This window comes from Paraclostridium sp. AKS73 (assembly GCF_025671395.1).
In the GTDB taxonomy this organism is placed as follows: Bacteria; Bacillota; Clostridia; order Peptostreptococcales; family Peptostreptococcaceae; genus Paraclostridium; species Paraclostridium benzoelyticum.
Genome location: NZ_JAIXHU010000043.1, coordinates 1 through 26017 on the forward strand (window position 1 = coordinate 1; position 26017 = coordinate 26017).

35 protein-coding genes and 1 pseudogene are annotated in these 26017 nt (G+C 23.6%); 9 read left to right on the forward strand and 27 right to left on the reverse strand.

What is annotated here, in order from left to right:
• Positions 1 to 58: 58 nt before the first annotated feature.
• Together LEQ07_RS16885 and LEQ07_RS16890 are read left to right on the forward strand one after the other, a co-directional pair.
• Positions 59 to 868, forward strand: coding sequence for a ParA family protein (locus LEQ07_RS16885; protein ID WP_263331588.1), 810 nt, complete (start codon positions 59 to 61; stop codon positions 866 to 868).
• A 112-nt stretch (positions 869 to 980) separates the two neighbouring features.
• Complete coding sequence (locus LEQ07_RS16890) at positions 981 to 1325, forward strand: hypothetical protein (RefSeq protein WP_263331589.1); 345 nt, start codon at positions 981 to 983, stop codon at positions 1323 to 1325.
• Positions 1326 to 1440: 115 nt separating this feature from the next.
• On the opposite strand, the gene LEQ07_RS16895 is transcribed toward LEQ07_RS16890, so the two are convergent.
• From LEQ07_RS16895 to LEQ07_RS16930, 8 genes are all read right to left on the reverse strand, one after another.
• Positions 1441 to 2016: a DUF3267 domain-containing protein gene (locus LEQ07_RS16895; protein ID WP_263331590.1), complete on the reverse strand. Its 576-nt coding sequence runs from the start codon at positions 2014 to 2016 to the stop codon at positions 1441 to 1443.
• A gap of 43 nt (positions 2017 to 2059) precedes the next feature.
• Positions 2060 to 2632: a DsbA family protein gene (locus LEQ07_RS16900; protein WP_263331591.1), complete on the reverse strand. Its 573-nt coding sequence runs from the start codon at positions 2630 to 2632 to the stop codon at positions 2060 to 2062.
• Positions 2625 to 2828: a hypothetical protein gene (locus tag LEQ07_RS16905; RefSeq protein WP_263331592.1), complete on the reverse strand. Its 204-nt coding sequence runs from the start codon at positions 2826 to 2828 to the stop codon at positions 2625 to 2627. Before LEQ07_RS16905 ends, LEQ07_RS16900 begins: the two co-directional genes overlap by 8 nt.
• A 76-nt stretch (positions 2829 to 2904) precedes the next feature.
• Positions 2905 to 3798 (reverse strand): PqqD family protein, encoded by an 894-nt coding sequence (locus tag LEQ07_RS16910; RefSeq protein ID WP_263331593.1) that lies wholly within the window; start codon positions 3796 to 3798, stop codon positions 2905 to 2907.
• A gap of 45 nt (positions 3799 to 3843) precedes the next feature.
• Positions 3844 to 4833: a hypothetical protein gene (locus tag LEQ07_RS16915; protein ID WP_263331594.1), complete on the reverse strand. Its 990-nt coding sequence runs from the start codon at positions 4831 to 4833 to the stop codon at positions 3844 to 3846.
• A gap of 430 nt (positions 4834 to 5263) precedes the next feature.
• Positions 5264 to 5668, reverse strand: a complete 405-nt coding sequence (locus LEQ07_RS16920) for a hypothetical protein (RefSeq protein ID WP_263331595.1) — start codon at positions 5666 to 5668, stop codon at positions 5264 to 5266.
• 14 nt (positions 5669 to 5682) lie between these two features.
• On the reverse strand, positions 5683 to 6018 hold the full coding sequence (locus LEQ07_RS16925) for an ATP-binding cassette domain-containing protein (RefSeq protein WP_263331596.1): 336 nt from the start codon (positions 6016 to 6018) through the stop codon (positions 5683 to 5685).
• A 115-nt stretch (positions 6019 to 6133) separates the two neighbouring features.
• Positions 6134 to 6352, reverse strand: a complete 219-nt coding sequence (locus tag LEQ07_RS16930; RefSeq protein WP_046822154.1) for a hypothetical protein — start codon at positions 6350 to 6352, stop codon at positions 6134 to 6136.
• Positions 6353 to 7215: 863 nt separating this feature from the next.
• On the opposite strand from LEQ07_RS16930, the gene LEQ07_RS16935 reads away from it, so the two are divergent.
• The 3 genes from LEQ07_RS16935 (at position 7216) to LEQ07_RS22075 (ending at position 9270) form a co-directional block, all read left to right on the forward strand.
• On the forward strand, positions 7216 to 7425 hold the full coding sequence (locus tag LEQ07_RS16935) for a zinc ribbon domain-containing protein (protein ID WP_263331597.1): 210 nt from the start codon (positions 7216 to 7218) through the stop codon (positions 7423 to 7425).
• 741 nt (positions 7426 to 8166) lie between these two features.
• Positions 8167 to 8445, forward strand: a complete 279-nt coding sequence (locus tag LEQ07_RS22070; RefSeq protein WP_332842595.1) for a replication initiation protein — start codon at positions 8167 to 8169, stop codon at positions 8443 to 8445.
• Between the two features lie 243 nt (positions 8446 to 8688).
• Positions 8689 to 9270 (forward strand): replication initiation protein, encoded by a 582-nt coding sequence (locus LEQ07_RS22075; protein WP_332843310.1) that lies wholly within the window; start codon positions 8689 to 8691, stop codon positions 9268 to 9270.
• A 308-nt stretch (positions 9271 to 9578) separates the two neighbouring features.
• Here the strand turns inward: LEQ07_RS22075 and LEQ07_RS16945 are convergent, their stop codons facing one another.
• From LEQ07_RS16945 to LEQ07_RS16960, 5 genes are all read right to left on the reverse strand, one after another.
• Positions 9579 to 9800 (reverse strand): helix-turn-helix domain-containing protein, encoded by a 222-nt coding sequence (locus tag LEQ07_RS16945; RefSeq protein ID WP_046822156.1) that lies wholly within the window; start codon positions 9798 to 9800, stop codon positions 9579 to 9581.
• A 9-nt stretch (positions 9801 to 9809) separates the two neighbouring features.
• Complete coding sequence (locus tag LEQ07_RS16950; protein WP_046822157.1) at positions 9810 to 10298, reverse strand: DUF2975 domain-containing protein; 489 nt, start codon at positions 10296 to 10298, stop codon at positions 9810 to 9812.
• 2 nt (positions 10299 to 10300) lie between these two features.
• The gene (locus tag LEQ07_RS23225) at positions 10301 to 10780 is read right to left on the reverse strand and encodes a DUF2975 domain-containing protein (RefSeq protein WP_442952437.1); all 480 of its coding nucleotides are present in this window, start codon (positions 10778 to 10780) and stop codon (positions 10301 to 10303) included.
• Positions 10781 to 10814: 34 nt separating this feature from the next.
• Complete coding sequence (locus tag LEQ07_RS23230; protein WP_317852110.1) at positions 10815 to 11018, reverse strand: DUF3955 domain-containing protein; 204 nt, start codon at positions 11016 to 11018, stop codon at positions 10815 to 10817.
• 308 nt (positions 11019 to 11326) lie between these two features.
• Positions 11327 to 11695 (reverse strand): hypothetical protein, encoded by a 369-nt coding sequence (locus LEQ07_RS16960; protein ID WP_263331598.1) that lies wholly within the window; start codon positions 11693 to 11695, stop codon positions 11327 to 11329.
• 282 nt (positions 11696 to 11977) lie between these two features.
• Between LEQ07_RS16960 and LEQ07_RS16965 the strand changes: the two genes are divergently transcribed.
• The gene (locus LEQ07_RS16965) at positions 11978 to 12235 is read left to right on the forward strand and encodes a hypothetical protein (RefSeq protein WP_263331599.1); all 258 of its coding nucleotides are present in this window, start codon (positions 11978 to 11980) and stop codon (positions 12233 to 12235) included.
• Positions 12236 to 12865: 630 nt separating this feature from the next.
• On the opposite strand, the gene LEQ07_RS16970 is transcribed toward LEQ07_RS16965, so the two are convergent.
• Both LEQ07_RS16970 and LEQ07_RS16975 read right to left on the reverse strand, forming a co-directional pair.
• A complete protein-coding gene (locus LEQ07_RS16970; RefSeq protein ID WP_263331600.1) occupies positions 12866 to 13285 on the reverse strand; it encodes a MarR family winged helix-turn-helix transcriptional regulator in 420 nt (139 codons plus the stop codon).
• A gap of 204 nt (positions 13286 to 13489) precedes the next feature.
• A complete protein-coding gene (locus LEQ07_RS16975; RefSeq protein WP_263331601.1) occupies positions 13490 to 15121 on the reverse strand; it encodes an amidase family protein in 1632 nt (543 codons plus the stop codon).
• Between the two features lie 1658 nt (positions 15122 to 16779).
• On the opposite strand from LEQ07_RS16975, the gene LEQ07_RS16980 reads away from it, so the two are divergent.
• Positions 16780 to 17193, forward strand: coding sequence for a universal stress protein (locus LEQ07_RS16980; RefSeq protein WP_263331602.1), 414 nt, complete (start codon positions 16780 to 16782; stop codon positions 17191 to 17193).
• A 112-nt stretch (positions 17194 to 17305) separates the two neighbouring features.
• Here LEQ07_RS16980 and LEQ07_RS16985 read toward each other — a convergent pair whose 3' ends face one another.
• From LEQ07_RS16985 to LEQ07_RS17030, 11 genes and pseudogenes are all read right to left on the reverse strand, one after another.
• Positions 17306 to 18241 carry an oligopeptide:H+ symporter gene (locus LEQ07_RS16985; protein WP_263331603.1) on the reverse strand — a complete coding sequence of 312 codons (936 nt, stop codon included), beginning with the start codon at positions 18239 to 18241 and terminating at the stop codon, positions 17306 to 17308.
• Positions 18232 to 18378 (reverse strand): hypothetical protein, encoded by a 147-nt coding sequence (locus LEQ07_RS22085; RefSeq protein WP_263331604.1) that lies wholly within the window; start codon positions 18376 to 18378, stop codon positions 18232 to 18234. The genes LEQ07_RS16985 and LEQ07_RS22085 overlap by 10 nt, the downstream gene beginning before the upstream one ends.
• Entirely contained in the window at positions 18354 to 18689 is a 336-nt protein-coding gene (locus tag LEQ07_RS22090; protein WP_263331605.1) for a hypothetical protein, read from the reverse strand. Before LEQ07_RS22090 ends, LEQ07_RS22085 begins: the two co-directional genes overlap by 25 nt.
• Positions 18690 to 19012: 323 nt before the next feature.
• The gene (locus LEQ07_RS17000; protein ID WP_046823840.1) at positions 19013 to 19282 is read right to left on the reverse strand and encodes an AbrB/MazE/SpoVT family DNA-binding domain-containing protein; all 270 of its coding nucleotides are present in this window, start codon (positions 19280 to 19282) and stop codon (positions 19013 to 19015) included.
• Positions 19283 to 19644: 362 nt separating this feature from the next.
• Positions 19645 to 20481 carry a pentapeptide repeat-containing protein gene (locus LEQ07_RS17005; protein ID WP_317852109.1) on the reverse strand — a complete coding sequence of 279 codons (837 nt, stop codon included), beginning with the start codon at positions 20479 to 20481 and terminating at the stop codon, positions 19645 to 19647.
• 198 nt (positions 20482 to 20679) lie between these two features.
• On the reverse strand, positions 20680 to 21291 hold the full coding sequence (locus LEQ07_RS17010; RefSeq protein ID WP_263331606.1) for a sensor histidine kinase: 612 nt from the start codon (positions 21289 to 21291) through the stop codon (positions 20680 to 20682).
• Between the two features lie 12 nt (positions 21292 to 21303).
• Positions 21304 to 21441, reverse strand: a pseudogene (locus LEQ07_RS23235) (hypothetical protein); the annotation flags it as partial.
• A complete protein-coding gene (locus LEQ07_RS17015; RefSeq protein ID WP_263331607.1) occupies positions 21438 to 21875 on the reverse strand; it encodes a hypothetical protein in 438 nt (145 codons plus the stop codon). The pseudogene LEQ07_RS23235 and the gene LEQ07_RS17015, both read right to left, overlap by 4 nt.
• Positions 21876 to 22401: 526 nt before the next feature.
• Entirely contained in the window at positions 22402 to 22644 is a 243-nt protein-coding gene (locus tag LEQ07_RS17020) for a hypothetical protein (RefSeq protein WP_263331608.1), read from the reverse strand.
• A 376-nt stretch (positions 22645 to 23020) separates the two neighbouring features.
• On the reverse strand, positions 23021 to 23500 hold the full coding sequence (locus LEQ07_RS17025) for a hypothetical protein (protein WP_263331609.1): 480 nt from the start codon (positions 23498 to 23500) through the stop codon (positions 23021 to 23023).
• Between the two features lie 196 nt (positions 23501 to 23696).
• A complete protein-coding gene (locus tag LEQ07_RS17030; RefSeq protein WP_263331610.1) occupies positions 23697 to 23987 on the reverse strand; it encodes a YbjQ family protein in 291 nt (96 codons plus the stop codon).
• A 466-nt stretch (positions 23988 to 24453) separates the two neighbouring features.
• Between LEQ07_RS17030 and LEQ07_RS17035 the strand changes: the two genes are divergently transcribed.
• Positions 24454 to 24843, forward strand: a complete 390-nt coding sequence (locus LEQ07_RS17035) for a flavodoxin family protein (protein WP_332843309.1) — start codon at positions 24454 to 24456, stop codon at positions 24841 to 24843.
• A gap of 280 nt (positions 24844 to 25123) precedes the next feature.
• Positions 25124 to 25312: a hypothetical protein gene (locus tag LEQ07_RS17040; protein WP_263331611.1), complete on the forward strand. Its 189-nt coding sequence runs from the start codon at positions 25124 to 25126 to the stop codon at positions 25310 to 25312.
• 90 nt (positions 25313 to 25402) lie between these two features.
• On the opposite strand, the gene LEQ07_RS17045 is transcribed toward LEQ07_RS17040, so the two are convergent.
• Positions 25403 to 25921 carry a GNAT family N-acetyltransferase gene (locus LEQ07_RS17045; RefSeq protein WP_263331612.1) on the reverse strand — a complete coding sequence of 173 codons (519 nt, stop codon included), beginning with the start codon at positions 25919 to 25921 and terminating at the stop codon, positions 25403 to 25405.
• Between the last annotated feature and the right edge of the window lie 96 nt (positions 25922 to 26017).

Consider the following 26017-nt stretch of genomic DNA (forward strand, 5'->3'; position numbering starts at 1 on the left):
TAAAATATATATTAAACTACTATTAAATATATATTTAATATAAAAAGGAGTAATAAAAGTGGCTAAAAATCAAACAATTTTAACACATATGAGCTTTAAGGGTGGTAGTTCCAAAACATGTTTAAATCTAAATTTTATACATCAATTTTGTACAAACTATCCCAATAAAAAAGTATTGTTTATAGATGCTGATCCTCAATCAAATGCATCAGTATTTTTATTAGGAGAAGAAGTAATTCAATCCAATATATATACTTTGAAAGATGGGTTAGAGAGCAATATTGAAATAGATAAGTTAATTATGAAGTCTCCTCTAAGTAAATTTCAAAACTTAGATATTATAGCAAGTAATATAGATATGGTTACTCTTGAATTAGTTCTTAATACAAAAGCCGGTAAGGAATATACTTTATTGAATTACTTAACTGACGATAAGAATATAGATGTTTTTTCAGAATATGATTTAGTATTATTTGATTTAAATCCTGCTATATCTGTTTTAAATACAAATGTATTTATATGTTGTACAGATATTGTGCCTATAATAAACTACGGATGTTATAGCACACTAACAGGTTATGATTTGTTATTAAAAACCTATGGAGATATAAAGAAAGCGCTTAGAATAGATAAAGACGATATAAGAAAACCAGTTATCACTAAATTTGAAAAACAAGAAAACAACAAAATAAAAATGTGGTTAGAGTGTGCTACAGAAAAAGGAATTTTAGGAAATACATTTAAACAAACTATGAGAAAGTCTGTTCACTATGAAAACTCAATATTATATAACGAGTCAATTAGTGAGTATGTAAAAGTTAAAGAAAGAAAAATAAAAACTGATATAGGAATGAAATTTCCGACTTAATAAATGAATACATAGAGGAAGGTTTAATAGTTATTTAATGAAAAACTTTTTAACTATTAAAAATACATTTAATTAAATATTAAATATTTATTAAATATTAGGAGAGAAAGCTATGACTATTGAAAATCCAATGTTAAATAAAAAAAGTAGTTTATTAAACATAAAACAAAAAGTAGATGAAAAATCAACGGGTCAAGAATTTATTGAAAATAAAAATACTGATATTAATGTATTTGACTTAATAAATAAACCCAAATTAAAAGAAGAAAAAGTTATGATTGGAATTAAATTAAAAAAGGAAATTGCTGATAAAGTTAAATCTTTTTCTTATGAAAATAATATGACTGTTTCTCAAGTCTTAGAAGATATAGTCTGTAAGATGTTTGACTCAGTTGAACTTAATTTAGACGCCTTAACTGCATATGAAGAGAAGTATAAAAAGAAATCAAAAAACTAAAAAATAGATTAATAAATACATAAGAGGGAGGACAATTGTCCTCTCTTTTTATGCATTTATTAATCTAAATTAGATACTTTACTAATCTTGTAGAAAGTTTTTATTCCATTGTTTTTTATCTTGCTATTTCTTGGAGTTTGAAAAACAATAGTATAAAAGATAATACATCTACTGATGCTCCTGCAGCATTCACAATTGCCAGAATTAAAATTATCATAGGGTTTACCCCTAATAAGGTCATTATAATTGGCATTACAAATGACAATATTATAAATGGCATTATAGTTACTATCAAGTATCTATTTCTACTAATTATTTCTTCGGTATAAACAAAACCACCCCATAGTTTTACTGAAATAAATGTTGATTTAGAGTTTGCAAAGTTTGGAATGCATACTAAATGAATAACTTCATGTAAAAATATATACACATATATATATACTATATATATAGGCTTAATTGTAAAAACAAATTTTCCATCATAAAAAATAGAGTTTACAATTGTAAGTAAGTCTTTATTTATAAGCTTAATAAAGAATATACACAAATAAATATTTATAATTGATATAGGTAATGATATTAGAGTTGCTGTAACTAAGTTTCGAGGTTCTTTTAACATTTTCCAACCAGTACTAATCATATCCTTATTTAAATTAATATCTGTATCTGGTATTTTACTTATATACTTCATAAAAATTTCCTTTCATTTACATGTATGTATCTTCTATATAGCCTTATTTTATATCATTTATCATTTTATTGAACTCTTTTTCTGTAAATGATCCAACATGCTTTTCACCATTTAAATAAAATGTAGGTATAAAATCTATTCCAAGATCATCTCTTTCAGACAGAATATGTTTTTGCATCTCAACTCTATCTTTTTTAATAGCACCTAGTTTAAAAAATTCTTCAACATCTTTCACGTTTTTCATTTTACTCCATGATTTATAATTATCCATTATATAATCTACCGTTTCTATTTTATCTAGGTTATCAATTCTGTTGAATATAACATCATCATACTTAAACTTATCAAAATCAACATGCTTTACTACATAATATATTTCACCATTTTTGATTTTATCTCTTAATGTATCTCCTATATTTTCATGTAACTCGTAGCAGTCTATACATTGAAAACTCATATATTCTACCATTTTTATTTTGGCATTAGGATTTCCATATGCTAGTCCATACTTTGTATCTATAGTTTCTTTACCTTTAGAGTATATTGAATATGCTGATATACATATTGCAATAAAAGCAATAAATAAAACTAATTTAATCACTCTTTTTTTATCCATTTGCCCTTTTTCCTTTTTTATATAAATTTTTATAAACCTTCGTTTTTGAAACTATGAATACTAATCCAATAAGTACTACATATAAAACTATATACATAAAAACTAAGTTTGAACTTATATTTAATTTGAAACTATTTTGTGCTACATCTAGTAAAACTCCACCATTAAATAAATTTACACTTTTATTATTCAGCAATGAATATAGTAAATAAAAAACTATACCAAATGGTATAAATGTAAAATATATAGCAGATACAATTCCTAATGTTTTTTCATTTTATAGCCCCCTTCATTAGTTTCTTCATTAGAATTTTTCTAAGTATTCCTTTTCCATCTTGTGTAAAAGGTAATAAATTTATTGCATTAACTGCAAACCCTATTCCTAGAACAAATATCATTATACTTTGTATCTTTATTGAAATTGCTATTATAATGATTCCTATAATACTTGGTATTAACGGTCCTAGCAATATAGATAATAAACTAGATTCGGTATTTACCTTAACTATACTAACTGTAAATCTTCTAGCTAATATATATCCACGAAATTCTTGATTTTGAACTTTGCTAACAACTATATGAATCCATTCATGTATTACAAATCCAACTATTATTGAAAATATAAAAACGATATAACAATCAATAGCATAATCTATCTTATCATTAAACTCTATTGCTAAATTATTTTTAAAGAAGTAAATAGTTATAAAAGTAATCACCCACATTATAAATAACTTTTTTGTAACTACATAAAGTAAAAGTAATAAAGCTGCTACCTTGGAATTAGAAACAGAGTATCTTTTCTTATATACATATTGAAATATACTTAAGTTTAATAATATAACAGCTATTTTATTTCCTATTACCTTACTTTCAACTAAGTTTTTCTCTTGTAAATTTCTTAATATATTGGTTACATCTCTTTCCAATACAGCCTTTTTTACATTATACTTTTTGAGTAGCTCTGAAACTATATCATCTATATTGTTTTTTCCATTCATCAACTTTAAAATTTCATAAGCAACTCCATTTAGCGTAATACTTTTATTTAAATCTTTATCGAAAATTAAATTTTCATTTAAAAGCACACTCTTAGGAATAATAAAAACTGTTTTTATTTTTAATAATGCTTTTATCTTTTCAATTAAAAATGTAAATAGATTCATCTAATCTCTCCTTTATAGATTGAAATATATTATTAAAATATAAATTTAATCTAACTTAGAATTTAACTTATAAAGCTTTGGTATAATAAACGTTATAACTACCACTGCCATTAAAATAATTTGATATATATATGCTCCGCTAAATGTTAGTGATATTATAGAAACCAAAATACATATTGCCGCAAAAGATAAAAATACAATTATATTTGAAAATGGCTCTTTTTCTCTCACTGGAATTACAATACCATATGTATAAATCACTATAATTCCAATTGTCGTATACATTAATCCGCTTTTAAATAACTCTATATTTATACCTAAATATGTAAATACGATAAAAAACAGTATCGTATATAGAAATATCCCAATGATAAGATTACCTATTAGTTTTCCATAAGAAATTAACTTGCTAGAAATAGGAATTATATTAGAGTAAATAGTGAAATTTCTATCTTCACCAAATGAACTTAGTGCAAATATTGAACAAAAACTTGATAAAATTAAATTAGTAATTGTCTTATCTATAGTATTTGGATCTAAAAAACCTACAGATATAATTATGCATATTAGTACAAAGAAATTTGAAATATTAGTCTCACTTCGTACAATATGTTTAATTTCTTTTGTTACAATCCATAGCATTTTCCCTTTGCATTTTGGTATATATTTAAAAAGCATTAAGTTTCTATTATCAAGTTCAATTCCAGAAAACATAATAGTTATAAATACTCCTAAAATCAAAATTATTCCACTTAGAATCAAACATATTCTTGCATCTTTGTAATTAAAATATCCATAACCTGAACACATATCTATAACTGGTAATAAAATATTTACTATTGATATCTTATATGAGTTACTTTTAACTAAAAGATTTTCTAAGTTTATTTTACTAACTAAATAAATAAAAGCATTTATTCCTAAAATAATTGAGGCTAATTCTCTAATAAACTTTTTATGTGATACAAAATACAGTAATCTAATTATTAATAGATAGATAATATTTAATAAGAAATATGTCAATAATGATTGCATGATTACAGATATTAAATATATAGTAATAATTTTTATATTAACCTTGGATCCTATGAATGATGGTAGGTGAAAAAACATGACATAACATAAATTAGTAATAATTATAAAAAATAACTCTTGAATTGTTTGTGCACATATCTTTTCTCTTCTTGTAAGTGGTAACCATTTTATTATTTTGCTATAATTACTAGTATCATTATCTGAGTTAATTAGTATTATGTATACAACAAAAGTAATTAAGGTTACATTTAACATACTGGAAGAAATAAATGAAAAAAACATACTTTTATTTCCGACAATAATAGCATTGATCATAGGAGAAAATATCTTATAAGATATAATAGTTCCAAGAAGAATAAAAAATGGAACTACAATCGATATAATAATAAAATATTTTTTAATTTTATTATATAAACTATTTTTAATTCCCTTAAGCATTGTTGTTAAAATTAGAAATGATTTCTCCAATCTCATGTTTTCTGTCCTCCCCTATAGAAACATTCATAAAAACTTCTTCTAAGTTTTTGCATTCAAATTTTTCTTTTAGAAAATGACCTGTACCCTTTGCCACAGGATTACCTTTATAAAGCATAATAACTTCGTCCGCTAACTCTTCAATTAAATTTAAATCATGTGAACATAATAGTATACTTCCTGATTTTATAAAGCTCTTGAAAAGCTGTTTTGTTATTATAATTGATTCTATATCTAATCCTCGAAAAGGTTCATCAATAATTATTAATTCACTTTCTAATGAGAAAGCAACTATTATCTGGATTTTTTTCTTCATACCATGTGAATATTCTTTTATCAATATATCTAAAAAGTCTTGCATATTATATAATTTTATTAATTTTTTAATTTATCACTTTTATTTATAGAGTATACTGATAAGATAAAATCTATGTACTCTCTACCCGTTAATGATTCTGGCAGTATTAAATCATCTGGTATATATCCAACTTTCTGTTTAAATTCTAGACTATCATTTTTATGATTTTTATATAATATTTTCCCTTCATCACTTTTAATAGTCCCTAATATTAAATTAATCGTTGTAGTCTTTCCAGATCCATTAGGGCCTACAAGTCCTAAAACCTTATTTTTATTTAAAGAAAAACTGAGATCTTTTATAGCAACAATTTTATTGTTATAAGTTTTTGTCAAGTTATCTACATAAAGCATAGTTTAAACATTCCTCCCAGTACTAATATCAATTTATAGACTTAGGTGTTCTAAATTTAAATCTTTATCTTTTGTTATAGTTTAAATTTTTAATATAATTTTAATAAATTAAAGCTTATTTACACTCAATACTAACGTTAAGTCCGTTTTCCCACTTAACTCCGCCAGTGAAACTTCCTTTACCTTGAACTAAGCACCAAACTGCAGCTCCTAAAACAACAGTAGCTCCTAATGCTAAAAGTACTGCTACGAAAACTAAAAACCATGCTTGTTCCTCAGTTATTTCAAAATTATCACACTCTATTACAGGTGCATTGTATTGTATTAATTCCATTTCCCAATCTCCTCCTCAAATTTAATTAGAACACCTAAGTCAAAAGACATTGTTAGATATTTGACAACTTTGTCTTTGTATAAATTGTTACATATCAAAAAATCGTTTGCAATATTTAGCTCGAACAATGTCAAAATTTTTATATAATTTACTCAATTAACACAAATAAGTATCTATAGTAAATATACTTATTCTTATATTTACAGATATTGGAATTACTCTGCATTTTCCTTCATTGTATAAGGATTACCTTAAAGTAAAAAACTTTAAAGTAATCCTTAAAATTAAATAAGTCTGTTTTGCTAAATTTTGTCTTATTTTGTATTTTTTATCATTTTATTCTAGATTAGCTAACTTTTTCTATTTTGGATTTTAAAGTTCGTATGATACTTAATAAGACTTATTCTAAATACTAAAATAAATCTTATTTTAAATAGTAAATCTAATCATATGTTAAAGCTTTATAAAATAGTATATATTTAAAATCAAAATATTTACATTAATTCAAATATAAACTCATTTTAATCCAATTTTTATTAATTTCACTCCATTTAAATTGACCTATTTTTAGTCATATTTATAATAATTACTAATCTGAGTTAAATACAAATATGTAAAGGAGTTCATCATGATTTTAATATATTTATTTCAAACCTTAAGCGTTCTGCTACTAATTAATGTATTTTTAATTATATTTGTATCAATTTTTAAGTTTTTAAAATCTAATAATCAAATCGATGCAAAAATCAATAAATTAAAGATACGGAATAATATGAAGTTTTATATTGTAACTAATTTTAATTAGTTTTATATATTTATTATATTAAAATTTTACTTAAATCAATATTAGGAGGATTTAAGTTATGGAGAAAAAACAATATGTTTGTCCTAAATGTTCAAATACATCTTATGAGAGTGACCAATTTCAAGCTACAGGTGGAAATTTTGCAAAAATATTTGATATCCAAAATAAAAAATTTATAACTATAAGCTGTACTAAGTGTGGATACACTGAACTTTACAAAAGCAATATATCCGATGGATGGAATATTTTAGATTTTCTTATAGGTTAATATCAAATTCAAATAAAAAAGGGATATTAGTAGGTAATATCCCTTTTTTATTTGAATTTGATATTAACCCTCTCATTCTATTTTATAAAAATTACAGTTTTTTCGATCTTTATCTTCCGTTTTTAGCTAAATTTTCTAAATTGTAATATATTTACCCATTTTGATGCACAAAAACTTTCTCATAGCCTCTGAGACGTTTTTATCGATATGTAAACTTTATTCTTTGATAGTTAATATTTTCTTAAAAAAGATTTTTATGCAAAGTTAAAAAATATATTGCTAATACGTATAGTTAAATTAAGTATTAGCAATATAAATATGTCATATTGATAATATATTTTGAGTTAAATAGATTAAATTAGAACAGAAAAGTACCTTTACTAGTCTTTACTATTATTTAAAATAGTATTTAATAGTATTTATAGTATTTAAGCAACAGTAAAAGCCTTGAAATTACTTATACTGAAGCAATTAAAAGTGTCAAGTTGATAGTCAAAAGTGTCACTTTGATAATTAAAAGTGTCACTTTGATAAATTTTATGTGTCAAGTTGATAGTCAAAAGTGTCACTTTGATAATTAAAAGTGTCACCTTGATAGCATTAAAAGTGTCACTTTGATAATATATCAATATAGAAAAAAGTTAACACTGTTAAATTAAAGTGTCAAAATCGTAAAAGTGACACTTTAAAATTATACATATGATATACTAGTTTTATTAGTTAATAGAATTGGGGGATATTATGAGTAATTTAACTGATATAGAAAATCCAAAAATACTTATGAAAAACAATGTGCTAATACAATCTAAGTATAGTTTAACTTTGAATGAAAATAGAATATTTTTGTTAATACTTTATAAACTTCAAAAAAATTATAATGGATCAATGCATTGTGATATTCATTATGATGAATTTAAAGAAATAATAAAAAGAACGAATGATAGAACTGTGAAAAAAATAAGTAGCTATTTAGAAGGTCTTATGAATAAAAGTATATTTTTCATTGAAAAAAGAGAATGATAAATTGATTTGGGGACAATACAACTTTATATCAGGATACCAGTTTGATGAAGAAACTCAGATTTTTAGAATCGAAAGCCCAAAAAAATTTATACTTTATTAGATCAATACTTAAAGACAGGATATACTCCTGCAAACTTAGCTATACTATTTAGTTTAAAAAATTATAATGCTCAAAGACTATATGATTTAATAAGAGTTTGGTCGGGAACTAAACAAACTATAAATTATAAAATTGAAGATATAAAGATGTATTTAATGCTAGAAGATAGTTATCCTCAATATTCAAATTTTAAAAGGCGTGTAATTTTACCAGCAATAAAAGAACTAAATGAAAGTGGTTTTTTTGAAATAGATATAAAAGAAAATAAATCAGGAAGAAAAGTTGAATCAATAGATTTTATAGTAAAAGACTTAGATAAGAGAAAGTACTTCTCTAAAGATGATGTAATTGATCAAATTGGGGAGTCTAATATTTATGAACAATCAAGTGTACCTGAACCATTTGAAGAAAATAAAATAAATTTTAAGCCCGAGAAATCTATTTTAAATAGAGAATTTTTTGTTCCCGATGAAACAGTTTTTACAAAAGGAACCTTAAGAAGTTTTAAAATGGATTTCGAAAATATAGACTTTAAAAATGATTATATGAAAAAAGCATTTGATGATGCGGTTATGATAACTCTAGATAAAGACGATGTTGAAACTATAAAAGCCGTATCATATAAATTCTTTAAGGGAACCTTAGATAATAAAATTTTGGAGTACAAGAAAGAGTGTGAAGAAGATTTAAAGCATAAAGAAGAAATGGATTTATTTTGGTAGTCTTAAAATATGTCAACTTGATAATTATAAAAAAAGTTTAAATAATAAAATGTATATAGATATTAAACATTTCAATTATAGTAGAAATAGTAGACAAATAAATCAAAATGTGTCATATTGATAATTTTAAAAAATAATTATGTATAAAAACTTCAAGTGAAATGCTAAGTGATTGAAAATACTAATGTTTAACTACTTAAAATTATAATGATTTCAAAAAATATTTATATAAAAGCAACACATTGATAATTAAATTTAAAAAGATACTGTTTTTTAATTAAAAACAGTATCTTTTTGATTAACTATAGCTATTTGCTATCTTCAATATCTTCAACATATTCTAAAATATCTCCTGGCTGACAATCTAATATTTTACAAATACTATTTAAAGTTGTAAATCTAACAGCTTTAGCTTTATTATTTTTTAATATGGAAAGATTAGCCATAGTGATTCCAAGCTTTTCAGAAAGTTCCGTTGAACTCATTTTTCTCTTTGCCATCATTACATCTAGGTTAACTATAATCGCCATAATATCTCCTTATATAGTCTTATCATTTTCTTCCTTTATTTCAATTGCCATAGTATATAACCTACCTAATACCAAACTTAAGAATCCTATAGCTAAAGAAATAAATGAAACTAAAATAGCTGGTATTATGTTAAGGGCATAAAGGTAAACCTTAAATAAGTAACATAAAAATAATTGTACCACATTAAATATTAAAATTTCACTAAAAGCACATATTGATATTACTTTTAGATGATAAGGAATTTGCCTAGAAAAAGGATTTTTTTTAGCAATTAAACTGCATAATTTTTTTAATGAGATTAATGCTATTAAATAAGGAACTGCACATATATACACTCCTACAGATAAAATAATAGGTATGTTTGAGCTAACTATACCTAGGCTGCTTTTAAAAAAAGCTGTAAGCCCTAGCGGTAAGAATAAAAGTAGGCAGATTGTTAGTCCTATCCCTACCAAAACAATGTTATTTAGTATTTTTGAACTAATATTTTTTTCCATAATTATGACCTCGATTTTTTTATTTTAATTATTTCGTAATTGATTTTATACAAAACAAAACTAAAAAGTCCTATAAATAAAGAAATAAATGAAATTAAAACAGTTGGAATTAGGTTAATCGAATATAAATAAATATCAAATAAATTACATAAAAATAATTGTACCATATTAAATATAAAAAATTCACTAAAAGAACATAATGATATTATTTTTAAAAAATAAGTAGTTTCTTTTGAAAATGGATTTTTATTATCTATTAAACTACATAATTTTTTAAGTGTAATTAATGCTATTAAATAAGGAATTATACATATATATATTCCAGTTGAAACAAATAAAGATATATTTCCACCTACTAATCCCAAAGTATTTTTAAAAAAATAGTTGAGCAATAAAGGTATAAGTATAAATAAAATTAGAGTTATACTTATACCTATTGAGACAATATTGTTTAAAGTTTTTGAACTAAAATTTTTATTCATTACTTTATATCCTATTTTAAAATTTAAATTATATCTATTGTCTAATATGTTTTTTCTTAAATAAAAATAGCATAAATCTAAAAATTAAAGCTAAAATTCCTATGAAAGAAAATAACCAGAATGTAGGTATTAAGAAAAATGGTTCTATAAGAGTTCCATCTGCAGCAATTTCAGATCCTATAATATTGAAAATTACTAAGCATCCTATTGCTATTAAAAATGGTATTGAATATAATATATTTTTTTCATTGTAGACTCTCCTTTAAATTTGCTTTAATTAAATTATAACAGTAAATTATAATAAATCAATATTAAATTATTGTTTTCAATAAAAAAATATTCTTTAGGAATATATGAATATAAATCAAATGATGAAATTGCATAAAATATTATATAGATTTTAATTAGATATTTATATGAAATAAGGTTAAATAATTTATAATTATAAATAAAAAAGGATCTAAAAGATCAAATAATAAAAATCTTTTAAACCCTTGTTAAAATGTATAAAAATAATATTGATTAATTGATACATTCATAAAGTAATTAATCATAATAACCATTAATTACTTTAGAGATAGTACATATACTCCAATTAGAAATATTGCTTATTTCTCTGTAAGTATACTTTTTCATATTGAATAAATTTTTTATATTGTCTATATCATTTTGTGATATTTTTTTACTTCTTGGCTTTAAATTTGGATTAAACTCTTTAAGTTGATTTTTTAATTTGGCTATTTCATTTACGGATTCTTTATAGTATTTTCTCCACTCATTAATAAGATTTTCTTGCTTTTCCATTTCAGATTTTAATTTAACAACTTCTTCTTCTAACTTTGAAATTTTAATTTCGAGTTTAGTTTTTTCAAATTGAAGTTTTTCAACTTGCTTTTTATTAGATAAACTAATCATAAAAAACCTCCGTTAATAAGCTAATTAACATTAACTGTAGTATATTATAAAAAAAAATCAACTATTTTTTGAAAATCTAAATTTATTATTGTTAACAAGCTAAATAACAAATAGAGAATAAAAACTATTAAATTCCTAGTTGAAATAAATATTTGGAAATATGAAGAGCTTTAAATATTTATGTGTAAACTAAAAAGCTGAATTGAATACATTATTAGTATGAATTTTTAGATATTAATTAAATTAACAAAAAAAGATTGAACAGAAGGGGTAGATTGACACATGGAGGAGAAACACAAAGAAGAGTACTTTAATATTATTAAGGAAATCTTGGGTACTGAATCTAACATAAGTAAATCCTTTGATGTATTACTAAATAAAATTATACTAAATGAATTTGATTCTATAGATGACTATAACTATAAATTAAATTTAATAAAAGATATTTTAACATATCATAACGAAAGAACGTATTTATTACAAAAAATATTGCATGATTATTTAAATTTAATTACATTTCAAATGAGTTTAAAGATTTAAATATTAATGATAATACATCTAAAGATAATTACATTAATAAAAATAATTTAAATAAGGATTTAGAAGAATTAAAAATTGATGATGACTATGAAATAATAGATAGGTGCAAAGTAGATTAATACTTATAATTTTGTATATATACAATTTAATCATGCAATAAAAAAGATAAATAATACATTTAATCTTTTTTATGGTTTCTTGTTTTTTGTTGAAATAATTTGTTATTTTTAAATGAGATTTTTATAAATGCAAATATACATAAAATAGAAAGTAAAAAAAGTAGTATATATGAAAGTAAATTTTTTATACCAAATAATAAAATTACATTGATAATTAAAAAAGTTCCATAAAAAACATACTTATTTGCATCTTTATCATCTGTATGATTTAAACTTAGTGCCAATATAGACAATAAGATAAAAATCAAATTTGTTAGCATAATTATCACCTACAAAGTTATTTTTATTTAATAAACTACTTTAATATGTATAGTAATAAGTTATACCCGTATATATGTTTTTGTAGCAGAAAATTCATATATATGGACAATATATTAATACTTAATTATATTTAAACTTTTAAATACTAAAGATAACAGGAAGTACATATTAAATTAATTTTAGTATTTAACTATTTTAGTGATTTTATATTTTCAATTATATGATCATGTATTTCAAGCAATGAATCGATATCTTTAGAATCTAGACCATCAAGAGCTAGTAACATTGCTTTATAAGCATATGCATTATTTTGTGATTGTTGGTAAAGGTAATCACCTTTTTCTGTAAGATTTAGTATAATCTTTCTTCTATCTATTGTTGTTGATTTTCTTTCAACTATATTTTGTTCAACTAATTTATCTACTATTAAGCTTACAGAACTTTTTGAAAGAGACATTGACATTACCTCAGTAAGATTTTTTAGTGTTAAGTCTGAATTTGTAGCTAATGCATTCAAAATAGATAATTGTTGTATAGTCATACCCAGTTCATGAGCATTTTTTTTTGTAAAATCACTAGTTTCTTTTATCACTGAATAAAATGATTGCAATACTTCTATTGCTTTTTTAATTTAGCGTCATTATAATCCATGAGTGCCCTCCAAAAATATTTTATGTTTAAATAATTTTAATATAAAACTATTTAAACATAAAGTATTTTTGATGTCAATTTTTATATACTATAATTATAGTATATAAAAATCCATCAGAAAACATTAATATGAAGTCTGATGGATTTACTATTTAATATATAACTAGTACTTTAAATTAGGATCTTTTCTGTATTTAGTATTGTCCTCATATACATTAGCTATTTTTAATAATTTACCTTCTTCAAATTTAGATCCTACAAAAGTAATACCTATTGGTTCTCCATTACTTTTATATCCAGCAGGAACAGTAAGAGCTGGATAGCCTGCAGGTGCATATGCGGTTGCAGCTTGATTACTTAAAGATACTATTACATCTGCATTTTTTAATATACTATCTATTTCTTTACTAGCTATGTTTTTATTTGACGCAACTAGGTTTTTATATTCATCAAGAGACATTTTATTTGCTAGAGATTTTTCTAATAAATCTTGTCCATAAGGAGCTCTGTTTTCTAAATCATCTTTATTAATATTAACTATATCTTTTAAACTGCTTACACCATTAATCTTAGCAATTTTTAGATACTTGTCCATATCAAATTTAAACCCAGCCTCTAAGGATTCACTCATTTTTACATTGTTAATTTCATCAGAGAAAGAAACTATATGAGTTTTAGCTCCCATATTTTTTAGATCTTTTTGTATACTATCAAAAAAAACTAAGTCACTACTTCTAACAGCGAGCGGTTTCAGTATAGCTATTTTCATGCCTTTTATTGATTTTTCATTTAAATACCTAATATAATCTTCATCTAAGTTTTTAGAGGCTATCGTATCTTTATCATTTGTATCATATCCATATATAGAACTAAGTATTAAAGCCGCATCATCAACATTTTTAGAGATTACACCAGCTGTATCTTGTGATTCAGCTATAGGGACTATTCTATCTCTACTAACCAACCCTATAGATGGCTTTATTCCTACAACAGAATTCTGACTAGATGGATATATTATAGATCCAGCTGTTTCAGTTCCTATTGATGCAACAGAAAATCCACTAGCAACAGATGATGCTGATCCAGAACTAGATCCTCCAACATCGAACTTACCATAAGGATTTTGTGTTTGGCCTCCTAAAGCTGAGTATCCACTAGAGGATTTTGTTGACATATAGTTTGCAAATTCGCTAAGGTTAGTTTTACCAAGTATAATAGCGCCTTCTTCTCTTAACTTTTTAACAATAAAAGAATCTTCATCTAAAATAGAATCTTTTAAAGCGTAAGAACCTGCAGTAGTATGCATTTTATCTGAAGTACCTATATTTGCTTTTAACGTTATTGGAATACCATATAACTTTCCAGATCTTGTTCCTTTATCTTTTTCTCTTGCAATTTTAATTACATCTGGATTTAATTCTATTATTGAATTTAGTTTATTTATATCATATTTTTCAATTTTTTTTAAATAATAAATAACTAATTCCTCACAAGTAAGTTTTTTAGAATCATATAGAGATTGAATATCTTTTATATTTGCATTTGATATCAAATCACTAATGTTCTTGAATTTTAAATCACTCATTTGATCTAATTCAGCTTTAAATTGATTTATATTAATATCATTTTTTGATTTAGTAACTTTTTTTTCATCATATTGCATTTTAACTTGTTTATTAACACTATCTTCAATCATAAACGAAGCGAATTTAACCATTATTTTTTGAAAATTAAAAGCTACAACAACAATAAGTATAACAATTACTATTAATGAATATTTTAAAAAATTTTTCACGATTTCTCTCCTCATATTTATAATTTAAGACTAGTTAATTTTAATTAAATTATAAATTAGTATTTTCTTATTTTTTAATAAAAACTAGTAGCTATTTTTTTAGTGTTACCTCCTTGAGGCAATTCTATCATAGAAAAAAGGAATTAAATCTTAATGTTTTCTTTCCTTAAGTGTCTTTTTCGTAACATAGATGAGAAGATGTTAATATATATGAATTATTTTGATTTGATTATTAAAATGAGAATGTAAAATTTGTAATTAAGATTAAAATGGAGATAATAAAAAAGGTGACCTAAAACTCAGATCACCTTTTTAGTATCTTTAGTGTTGTAAAATTATAAATAATTAAATCAGACAATCGTAAATCGAAACATTAGTATTTGAGCATTAAAAAGTAAATAATGCGATGGTTGATATTGTAGATAAAAATCCTAGAATTAATCTCCTAGAGTTAAATCCTTTTTTATATCTAATTAAATATAGAAATAAATTACAAAATAATAAAATCATTAAAATTTCAAGAACAATTTTTTTTACAATAAAATTAGTCGGCAAAGCTGTAACTGTTATAAACAGCTCAGATAAAGTAATTAAACTTAGAACTATAAAAATTGATTTTTTTCTTAGTACTTTTCCTTTTTTAAATAAAGTAAAAAATAAAGTTAATAGACCTGTTAGTATAAAAAATATACCTATGATTGTCATTAATAAAAATACCATAAATTCTCCCTTTTTAATTTTAAATATGCATGTAGAGTAGAAATAATACTATTAAACAGGTTATATTATTTAACGATAACATGACAAACTTAATAATTATGCATTTTGATATAAAAATTAGTCTTATATTTATATACTATTTTTCATTATATAGAGACCGATAAAGTTATAATACGGCGATAATATCAATTATTATATAGTAAAGTTAATAAATTATTATTTTATAAATCATAGTTATATGGTTTTAATGTTTAGCTAGGTTACAAAGCATTTAGAATAGAATTCAATTGCATATTTAACTTGCTAAATTCTATTGTATAACAATATATTTTACCTAGTTATGGAAATATATTGTTATACAATTTAAAAACAAAAGAATGCCTAGATAAATCTAGGCATTCTTTTGTTTTTTTCTAAACTTTTGAATTTTTTAATTAAAAATAAATTGAAAATTATAGTTGAGGATACTAAAATGTCCATGATAACAGTAGAAAATTATCTACATGGTAGAAATACAATAAAACTAAAAGTAGTTTTTTAAAAAATAATATATTCATTTTACCTCCAAGTTTAATATCCCTAGAAATTAATTTATTCTGTTCTAATAATAATGGTAACAATTAATTTATTAAATGTATGTTAAATTAATTTAAAGTTATTAGATTTACAAATTCAAATTTTTAACATGAATTTTAAAACTATTATTTTTCACATATGATAAATTGATTTTAAACTTAGTATAAAACTTTAAAACAATTAAGAAGTATAAGTCATATTAAGATTTAATAAGTATTAAATATATTTAAGCTGTTAGAATTTGAACTTTTGATAGATAATTAAATTAGTAAATATGTATTTTATTATATTAAAATTAATGAGTTAATTTATTCAATTTAACATTTATATATGATAAAATTAAAATAAAAGGATGTGATTATATGCGAAGCATTTTAGTCCCTATTGATGGTAGTGATAGAAGTCAAAAATCCTTAGATTTTATATTAAATGAGTTTTCAAAAGAAAAGGTTAAGATAACCTTGATGTGTGTAAATGATGTTGTTTTAACTAATTTAACAAATCCAATGATTATAGATATGAAAGTAAAAGAATCTGAAAAAGAAATAAAGAGTATGTTAAACCGTTTAAAAGGTAAGCTACAAGGTTATGAAGTAAAAACTTATTATACTATAGGTGATGCAGGGCAAGAGATTATAGAAAAGTCAATAGATGGCAAATTTGATTTAATTGTTATGACTAAATCAACTAAGAAAAACTTTATAGACTCAATAGGGTCTGTAACTTTATATGTAGTTAAAAAATCTAAGTGTACTGTAGTTATAGTTCCAGAATAAATTATTTTCATTACAGATATAAAAAAAGGAGCATTCAAATGCTCCTTTTTAATATATAAAAACAAGTTAAACTCTTATAATTACCTATTTAATATTTCTATAATATAAATAACTATGCATTTGCATTAAATTTCTCTAAAGCCATTAACTCTGTTAATTTTTTTCTCATTAGGATCAATAATACTCCAAAAACGCTTACTACAATAGTGATTAAAACGAATATCTTAGTATATCCCATAGTTTCTGTGAAACCAGCAACTTTACCTGAAATTAAGTTTGAGAAAAAGAAACTCATATACCATGCTCCCATTGCAAGTGAGCTATATTTTTGTGGAGCTAGTTTATTAAACATAGCCATTCCAATAGGAGATATGCATAATTCTCCAACAGTTAATAAGAAATAAGCTAAAAGAATAAATAGTATATTCATTTGTTTACTTCCATCAAATACTCCACCTAAAGTTTTTATACCTAATATTACTGTAATAAATGCTGCAGCTGTAAGAAGCATTCCTAGCCCCATTTTAGAAGGAATAGATAAGTCTCCGTGCTTTGATTTAGATAGTTTAATCCATATACTACCTAGTATAGGGGACAATACGACACACAATATTCCATTGAAAGATGTTAACCATGGAACAGGAATTACGAAACTTCCTAAATTTCTATTTACTAACTCATTCGATAATAATGTAAAAGATGTTGATGTTTGATACCATGCAGTCCAAAATAAAACAACAAATACAAATAAAACACCCATTGCTTTTAATCTGTTTTTTTCAACTTGAGTAAGAGCATTATGTGCACTTTTTTTATTAGATTTGTTTTCTTTCTCATAAACTGGATATTTACCTTTTTCACCTAACCATTTTGGAGATAGGACTATAAGCAAAAAGCAAACAATAAACATTGCTATAGCTGCCATTAAAAAAATATATTTATATCCATATGCTGCTATTTCTCCATCAGATGTTAATTTGGCAAACCATTTATCTGATATAAAACCAGCTATAATAGGACCAAAGAAAGAACCTATATTTATAAACATATAAAAATACTGTAAGCAGCATCTTTTTTTGATAGCTCATCTTGATCATATAAAGTACCTACAAGTGAACTTATTTGCCCCTTAAAAAATGCACCTGCTATTACTAATACTATTAATCCGGACCATACGCTTGCCATATTTGGCTTTGCAAAAATAAAAGAATATATCCACATGCAGTAATAAAAGATCCTAGTATAAGTGATTTTTGTATTCCAATCCACTTATCTGATATATATCCACCTATTAAAGAACCCATATAGTTTATTCCTTGATATAAACCTATAATTGCAGTTGCTTTCGCTACGCTTAAACCTAATCCATTCTGACTAATATCTGCTGTGAAAAATAATATTAGTATGGATGACACTGCATAACCTGCATAACTTTGAAGAGCAATAGATATATTTGCTAACCAAAGACCCATTGGATGTTTTACCTTTTGTTCCATAATTAAAACCCCTCCCCATATTTATTAGTCTCTAATTATATAATATCACCATATATAACAATGTTTAATTAATTTTTTACATAATTTTACAATAAAATATATTAAAATATTTTTACATTTATAAATTTGTGAAATTTATAAATACATACATTAAACTAATGGAATTATTAATAAAATAAAAAAATATATGGAGTTAAGTTTTAAGAAAGGATTGATTAAAATGTATAATGTGCTATGCATAAATTTAGATAATTATACTTTAATCATGATAAGTTAATGCATAGCACAATTTATAAAATCAATATTTTAAGTTAATGTGTAAATTATTTATTAAACTTTTCAATTATTTCCTTTAAACATGATTTACAAATAGGTAACTCTTTATAATATTCTATGTTTTCTTCACTAGAGCAAAAAGAACATGTAGTTATAGCTTTTTCAATTTTTATATAATCTTTAAATAGTTTTATACTAACAGGGCTGTTCTTTTTTAAATTTAATTTATCTCTCATTTCTTTAGGTAAAACTACTCTACCTAGATCATCAATATTACGATTAACACCTACCGCTAAATCCTTAGAATTTTTTTTCATTGCATTCCTCCTTAAGTGAATTGTTTAAGTTTATTTTATTGGATATTGATGGAAAAGTAACTGTAAAAATTTGTCAAAATAGCTCGAAATGTTGAATTCAAGCCAAAAAAATTTTTATTTACATTAAATCATACTAATATGGAATACATGTAAATAAATTGTGAATTTTATTGGAATTTAAATAGTATGTAATTTTTCTAATTGAAGTTAAATTTATAATAATATAGATTTAAATTTAAAAATTTTTATAAAAAGTAAAGTATGGATCGATATGTAAAATAAGAACGTATAAAAATCAAAGAGAATAGTCTTTTATTAAAAGATACTCTTTGATTTTTATTTTTCCCAATAGAAAGGTCTATTTAGAGTAATGGTAATTTGGTAGCAGAATTTCCTATAGCCGAATTAACTTGAGATTGAGTAAGAAAAAGTGCATTTTCAAGGTTGGCCCCCCTAATATTAGCATCTCTTAAATCTGCGCCAATTAGATTAGCACCTTTTAAATTACAATAGCTCAAATTTGAGGCTATTAGCAATGATCCGGATAGATTAGCTCCTATTAAATTTGTACTTGTAAGATCTAATCCAATAAAATCATACCCTGGGATTAATACTTTTTTATTATTATGGATATTTTTTTTATCTAAATTAAGTTTTATTTTAACTATATTGTTTGATTTTCTTAATATATCATTAACTTTGATTCTATGATTTTTAATATCTATATTTTTCAAATGGTTTGGATCAAGGATTGTTAAGTTTTGAGTTTCTTCAATTATTAAATTAAGTTTGTTTAAGGTAGCTTTATCCAATATAAATGTTGAGGCATCAGCTAAGTACCAAAGCATTTCATGAAGTTGTCTAATTATTAAAAATGAATCAAACATTTGACTTGCTAATTCAGGAGAATCTATCCAACTCTGATCTTTAAAAGTAACTTGAGAAACTTTTTGACCTGCTCCAAAACAATCATATATAGTACATCCTTTTAAACCTTTTTTTCTTAGATTATTATGTACTGAACAATGAAAGTTCGATTGTAAGTTTGCGCATGGTTTACCCGGAACCTTATCATTTGGGAATCCTTCAGATTTTGAAAAATACAATGCAACACAACAAAGTCCAAAACATTTTTTACAATCAATTTTAAGGTTTTTAAATAGGTTATTGTTATTTGTTTTTTTGATATTTTGTCTCATAATTAATCTCCTATTCATTATTAAATAAAGTTAAACATGTAATTAGATTAGTTTTATATATAAAATTTATATATAAAACTAATCTAATTATATTCCTATTTTAAATTTTATACAATTTAAGCATTATGTGAATTAAAACTAAATCTTAAACAAAAACAAAATGGAAGACAAGTGTCCTCCATTTTATTTTACTGTTTATTATGTTATAACCTCATAGATATCAGAAAGTTCTAACTCAGCGTTATATGAATTTATATCATATATAGAAGGACAACAGTTTTCAATTGTTACATTTGGTAAAAATATTGTAAATGAACTTCCTTTATTTAAATCACTTTCAACAGTAATAACTCCATCATGAAGATTTACTAAAGACTTAACAATACTTAATCCTATTCCACTTCCTTCATTTGACCTAGTAAATGACTTATCTATTTGGACAAACTTATCAAAAATAACTTCTTGGTTTTCTTTAGATATACCAATTCCCTCATCTCTTACTACAATCTTAGTCCAGTGATTATCTATGTTTAAATTTACTAAAATAGAAGACCCTTTATTAGAAAATTTAATTGAGTTTGATAGTAAATTTAATATAGAGCGTTCAATCATATAAGCATCGCACTTTATAATATGCTCTTCTTCTTCAGTATCAAACTGTATATTTATACCTTTTGATAAAGCATATTCAACTACAGATAAGGTTACGTCTTCTACAATAGATACTATGTTATAATTTTTAAAATTTGCTGTAAGAGTTCCAAGATCTATTTCAGATAAATCCATAATATTATTTACTAGTCTTGTCATTCTCTTACAGTTTGTTCTTAATATTTTGCTATACTTTTTATATATAGTGTTAAAATCTATAGTATTTTTTATGCTAAAATTATCTAATAATTGTATGGATGAATAAAGTAAGTTAATTGGAGTTTTTAACTCATGAGAAATATTAGCTATAAATTCGGTTTTTCCTTATCATAAGTTTTAAGCTTTTTTACTTCTAATTCTTTTTTTACTACATCTGATATATCTATATATGTAACCGCTATCTCTTTTCTATTACTTGTTGAATTGATTGTTTGAACACAGCAATCTAAAGTTATATTCCTATCTTCAATTTTTATTACACCTCTCCAACAATTATTTAAATTTAATGACTTTATAATTTCATCATATTCATTTACTTTATAGATTTTATCTTTTAAAAGTAGAGTTAATTTATGAAGATTATTACCGCATGAATAATAATCTCTAACTTTTTTATTAGCATATAATAAGTTTGAGTATTCATCGAAAATCAGCATAAAACTATGTTTATCATTTTCTGATAAGTTATAAAATAAATTTAAATTATTATTTAATACTTTCGTTCTAGAGATATAAATAAACAATTCAATTAACGCTCCTATAATTACTATAAAAAACAAATATACGTTAATGATATAGATACTAATTTAGTATAAAATGTTAATCGCGTTGATATATGTAGAGCGTAAATTGCTTTTATAGCAAGTATGAACACACTAGAGCTTAGAACTACAAATATAGCCTCTTGATCTTTTATTGATTTAGCAAATAGACATCCTGAACAAATCGTATATGTTATGGCTAAAAAAGTATTATAAACTATAAAAGCATTTGATTTAAATTCATAATTATAAAGGAACAAATTTCGTTCAAAAGTGCCAAGAAGTATAGTTAGAAATATTACAATAAATATTGAAAAAAATTTATTGTTAATTATGAGTTTACTAACTTTATTATTAGGGAGGATTGAAAGTATAAGAAGGAAAACTCTAATTAATGATGAAGATATTACTATATATAAAGATATACCTAATTCCTTGTAGTAATAAGGAAGATAATCTATATGTCCAAATAAAATACCTACTGATAAACCTACAAACATTAGTAAAACTAAAAAATACTGTCATTTTTTGTTCGATTATAAGAAATTAAACAACTTCCTATTCCTAATAAAGAAATCATAAAATTAAAAAATTTTATAAAATGCAATGTAGATTCTAAATAATTTGGTTCAATGTTTTCTTTAAAAAACACATTTGCAATAATAATAATAGATAAGGTTAGCATGCTTAAAACAACATATACCAATAAATTATTTTTGTTGACTGTGTGTTCTCTATCTATTATTTCCATTATAATACCTCCTACTTTTTATATAAATCCTAACATAAAAATATATTTTATTTTGTCGTTTCTTGTTTATATTTACGAAAATATATTTTATAATTCTGTTTTTATTAGATTAAAATTATAAACTTGAATATGCACTTATAGAGAGGTGTAAATATTTATAAAATTAAAAATATATTAAAAATATATTAAAAAAAGATTTAATACATTTTTAATATTATAAAAACATTTCATTTAATAAAAAAGCTAACTGGAGGACAAATATCCTATAGTTAGCTTTTTTACTAAGCATCTTGGTTGATTTCATTATTGTTTTTGTCAAAATACTTACAATTTACGTAAGAAGATTTTTTGCTTAATACATCAGAATTGACAACAATCATAGATGGACCATATGGTTTAAATGATTTTTTACACTTGTATGTATCATTATTGTAATTTCTACACGAGAAACTTTAGAACCATCAGATATTAAGACAAAAGCTTTGCTACTTTTAGATATGCCATTGTATGTATTATAATTAACCAGAAAATTTTCAACTCCAAGGGTTTCTTTTTTTTGCGTAGAGAATTGAATATCACTTAATATATACTTCCCTTTTTTATTTTTTTCACATATAACAACCCCATTATTATATTTGCTTAAAAATCCTACAATCTTAGAATTTTGAATATAAGTATTATCTACAATGGATATATCTTCTTGATTTGGCGAATTTATTAATTTAGAGCCTATTAAGTATTGCTTAATAGATTCATCAGTATTGCCAGGTATTTTAGTATAAGTACATCCCGTAATAGTAAAACTTGAAATTATTAATAGTATAAAAATTATTTGTTTTTCAATTGTATCCCCCACAAATTCAAATTTACCTATTTATCTACTTACTCCAACTAACATTTAATATCGGCATTATGAGTTAAAATTTAAGAAGTTGATTGACTTAATTTGTTAATTTAGTTACAGATAATTTTTATAATGAAATATAATAACACTTAATTTTAAGTCTATGTTATTATACTTTATCGTTGATTAAATCAGCTTTTACAATAGTTCATTCAATAAAAACACCAAACATATTATCTTCAATATCCATATAACTTGACTTTACACCAACGACTACATTTCCACCTAGTAAGGTTCCTTTAAATCTTAATATATCAAATGCTTCTTGTTTTGCTTTAGCAAGACTATTTTCATAAACACTAGCTCTACCACCTACTAAGTTAGTAATACTTGATATAAAGTCAGTAACGAACCCTGTTCCGATTATTACTTCTGAACTTTCTATTCCTAAGTACTTACTTATCTTATAGCCTTCTAATGAAGGTATTGTTGACAGCATAGTGTTTTTGAAAATTGATTTTGCTTTTTACATTCTTCTTAAAAATTTATCTAGTTCTTCAGTTTTCATTTGATTCTCAATTGCTAAAATTGATTCATTTTTACTTTACTTACATTTGGGGCATATATCATCACCCAAAATCTACCAAGTACCTCGCCGCATTCATTACATTTTCTAGTTGATTTTTCTAAAAAAGCCATAATAATATCCCCCTCAAAACTTTGTATATAGTATTAATTTTACAACAAATATATATATATTTATGTATCAAAAATTTACACTTTTATTATTTAAAATAACTTAAATTTATATATCAAATAAATTTAAGTTATTTGTATCTGATATAATTATCCATATATAAGGAGGAGAGCATATGAAAAATTTAGTAGTTTATTATTCGTTAGAGGGTAATACCAAATTAATAGCAGAATTTATCGCCAAATAAATTGGTGCAGACATAATAGAATTGAAACCTAAAAAAGAGTGTCCATCTTCAGGATTTAGAAAGTATGTATGGGGAGGTAAGAGTGTAATATTTAAGCAAAAACTAGAACTTATGAATAAGGAAATTGATATAAGTAAATATGATAATATATTTTTAGGTACTCCTGTATGGGCTGGAACTTATGCAGCTCCATTTAATACTTTTTTAGATATTAATACTATAAATAATAAGAATATAGCTTTATTTGCTTGCCGTGGCAGTGGTGGAAGCGAGAAGTGTTTTGCTAACTTCAAAAAAGAACTTTCAGAAAATACCTTTATAGGGGATATAGAATTAGTAGATCCATTAAAAAAAGAAACTGATAGTTCATTAGACAAGATTAAGAAATGGCTTCAAACACTAAACATATAAAATATATATTTAAAACTTTGATATATATTGAGTTATAGCCAGATCAAAACTCTTAAAAGAATAAACTTTATAAAATAATGGTAAATTATTTAATTTTAGTGCAAAAAATACAAATTTTACTACAATTTAAAACTTGTGTGACAATTTTGTGATACCATATATATTGAGGGGTTATAGAATTTTAGGGGGAGATGATATAATTGATTTTTGAAGATTCAAGTGAAAATAAAGAGCTTATTAAATATGGGGTGAATTTTTCAAAAAACCTTTATATGTTAATATGGCTATTTCAGCTATTTTATGTTTTGAAAGTTCATGTTTTTTAATATTAAAGTTAGTGCACAAAGAAACTGATGATATATTATTTTCTGCATTTTACACAACTTTATTTTTAATTTATACAACATGGACATGGAGTTCGTTTGCATATGAAATAAAGGAAAAAGACATAGACTATACTAAAAACTAAAATATAAAAATAAAAGGTATGTAAATTTCAATAAAAAATTAGTGGGAATTCAAATTGTATTTAATAGTAATATATACATAAGCTATTAAATCAATTAAAGTGTTCATATTCTATTTCAAGAGAATCATTAAGATAGGAGCTATTATTTAGTAGCCTTATACATATAAAAACAACGGGTTTTCCAAATGAAATATTTTCTTCTCTAGAAAATTCAATAAAACCTATTTTTTTATATAACTTGATAGCTCTCTTATTAAAATCAGCAACTCTTAGACAAATATCTCCTCTATATAAAAAGGTAGTTCTTCCGAAATGAATACATTCTTTTATGAAGTCTAACCCCAGTCCTTTATCAGTATCTTCAGGTCTTATCCCAAGTCCAATTTCCATAAAATTTGATCTAAAGGTATACTCATATATACCAAATAATTTATCATTAGAATCCAATACAGAAAAGTAAAAGCTATTATTATCTTCAAATATTTCATCAAAAGTTTCTTTTACACCTTCTTCTGGGATATTATAAAACGTATAAGGATATTCATATTTCCAGTTTATATATGTGTAAACCTGAAGTTCATCCATTTCTAATATTTTTCTTTTATACATAATAACCTCCATTTTAAACACTCTATGAATGCTCATTTAAAATATATTAGACGTTAAATGTAATAATCCTAGAAAAATATATAATTAATTATATAT

Bases quoted from the DNA above. Each gene is read 5' to 3' on its own strand.
- LEQ07_RS17045 (WP_263331612.1), bottom strand. From the start codon at position 25,921: ATGTATAAAAGAAAAATATTAGAAATGGATGAACTTCAGGTTTACACA.
- LEQ07_RS16925 (WP_263331596.1), bottom strand. From the start codon at position 6,018: ATGCTTTATGTAGATAACTTGACAAAAACTTATAACAATAAAATTGTT.
- LEQ07_RS16950 (WP_046822157.1), bottom strand. From the start codon at position 10,298: ATGGAAAAAAATATTAGTTCAAAAATACTAAATAACATTGTTTTGGTA.
- LEQ07_RS16930 (WP_046822154.1), bottom strand. From the start codon at position 6,352: ATGGAATTAATACAATACAATGCACCTGTAATAGAGTGTGATAATTTT.
- LEQ07_RS16920 (WP_263331595.1), bottom strand. From the start codon at position 5,668: ATGCAAGACTTTTTAGATATATTGATAAAAGAATATTCACATGGTATG.
- LEQ07_RS17010 (WP_263331606.1), bottom strand. From the start codon at position 21,291: ATGACAAGACTAGTAAATAATATTATGGATTTATCTGAAATAGATCTT.
- LEQ07_RS23225 (WP_442952437.1), bottom strand. From the start codon at position 10,780: ATGAATAAAAATTTTAGTTCAAAAACTTTAAACAATATTGTCTCAATA.
- LEQ07_RS16895 (WP_263331590.1), bottom strand. From the start codon at position 2,016: ATGAAGTATATAAGTAAAATACCAGATACAGATATTAATTTAAATAAG.
- LEQ07_RS17030 (WP_263331610.1), bottom strand. From the start codon at position 23,987: ATGCTGTCAACAATACCTTCATTAGAAGGCTATAAGATAAGTAAGTAC.
- LEQ07_RS16915 (WP_263331594.1), bottom strand. From the start codon at position 4,833: ATGCAATCATTATTGACATATTTCTTATTAAATATTATCTATCTATTA.
- LEQ07_RS22090 (WP_263331605.1), bottom strand. From the start codon at position 18,689: ATGGAACAAAAGGTAAAACATCCAATGGGTCTTTGGTTAGCAAATATA.
- LEQ07_RS17020 (WP_263331608.1), bottom strand. From the start codon at position 22,644: ATGGAAATAATAGATAGAGAACACACAGTCAACAAAAATAATTTATTG.
- LEQ07_RS16890 (WP_263331589.1), top strand. From the start codon at position 981: ATGACTATTGAAAATCCAATGTTAAATAAAAAAAGTAGTTTATTAAAC.
- LEQ07_RS16910 (WP_263331593.1), bottom strand. From the start codon at position 3,798: ATGAATCTATTTACATTTTTAATTGAAAAGATAAAAGCATTATTAAAA.
- LEQ07_RS17000 (WP_046823840.1), bottom strand. From the start codon at position 19,282: ATGAAAAAAAATTCTAAGGATTTAGCGGTAGGTGTTAATCGTAATATT.
- LEQ07_RS16960 (WP_263331598.1), bottom strand. From the start codon at position 11,695: ATGATTAGTTTATCTAATAAAAAGCAAGTTGAAAAACTTCAATTTGAA.
- LEQ07_RS17040 (WP_263331611.1), top strand. From the start codon at position 25,124: ATGGCTATTTCAGCTATTTTATGTTTTGAAAGTTCATGTTTTTTAATA.
- LEQ07_RS22070 (WP_332842595.1), top strand. From the start codon at position 8,167: ATGAGTAATTTAACTGATATAGAAAATCCAAAAATACTTATGAAAAAC.
- LEQ07_RS16900 (WP_263331591.1), bottom strand. From the start codon at position 2,632: ATGGATAAAAAAAGAGTGATTAAATTAGTTTTATTTATTGCTTTTATT.
- LEQ07_RS16945 (WP_046822156.1), bottom strand. From the start codon at position 9,800: ATGGCGATTATAGTTAACCTAGATGTAATGATGGCAAAGAGAAAAATG.
- LEQ07_RS16985 (WP_263331603.1), bottom strand. From the start codon at position 18,241: ATGTTTATAAATATAGGTTCTTTCTTTGGTCCTATTATAGCTGGTTTT.
- LEQ07_RS22085 (WP_263331604.1), bottom strand. From the start codon at position 18,378: ATGGCAAGCGTATGGTCCGGATTAATAGTATTAGTAATAGCAGGTGCA.
- LEQ07_RS16935 (WP_263331597.1), top strand. From the start codon at position 7,216: ATGGAGAAAAAACAATATGTTTGTCCTAAATGTTCAAATACATCTTAT.
- LEQ07_RS17005 (WP_317852109.1), bottom strand. From the start codon at position 20,481: ATGAGACAAAATATCAAAAAAACAAATAACAATAACCTATTTAAAAAC.
- LEQ07_RS16965 (WP_263331599.1), top strand. From the start codon at position 11,978: ATGGAGGAGAAACACAAAGAAGAGTACTTTAATATTATTAAGGAAATC.
- LEQ07_RS16980 (WP_263331602.1), top strand. From the start codon at position 16,780: ATGCGAAGCATTTTAGTCCCTATTGATGGTAGTGATAGAAGTCAAAAA.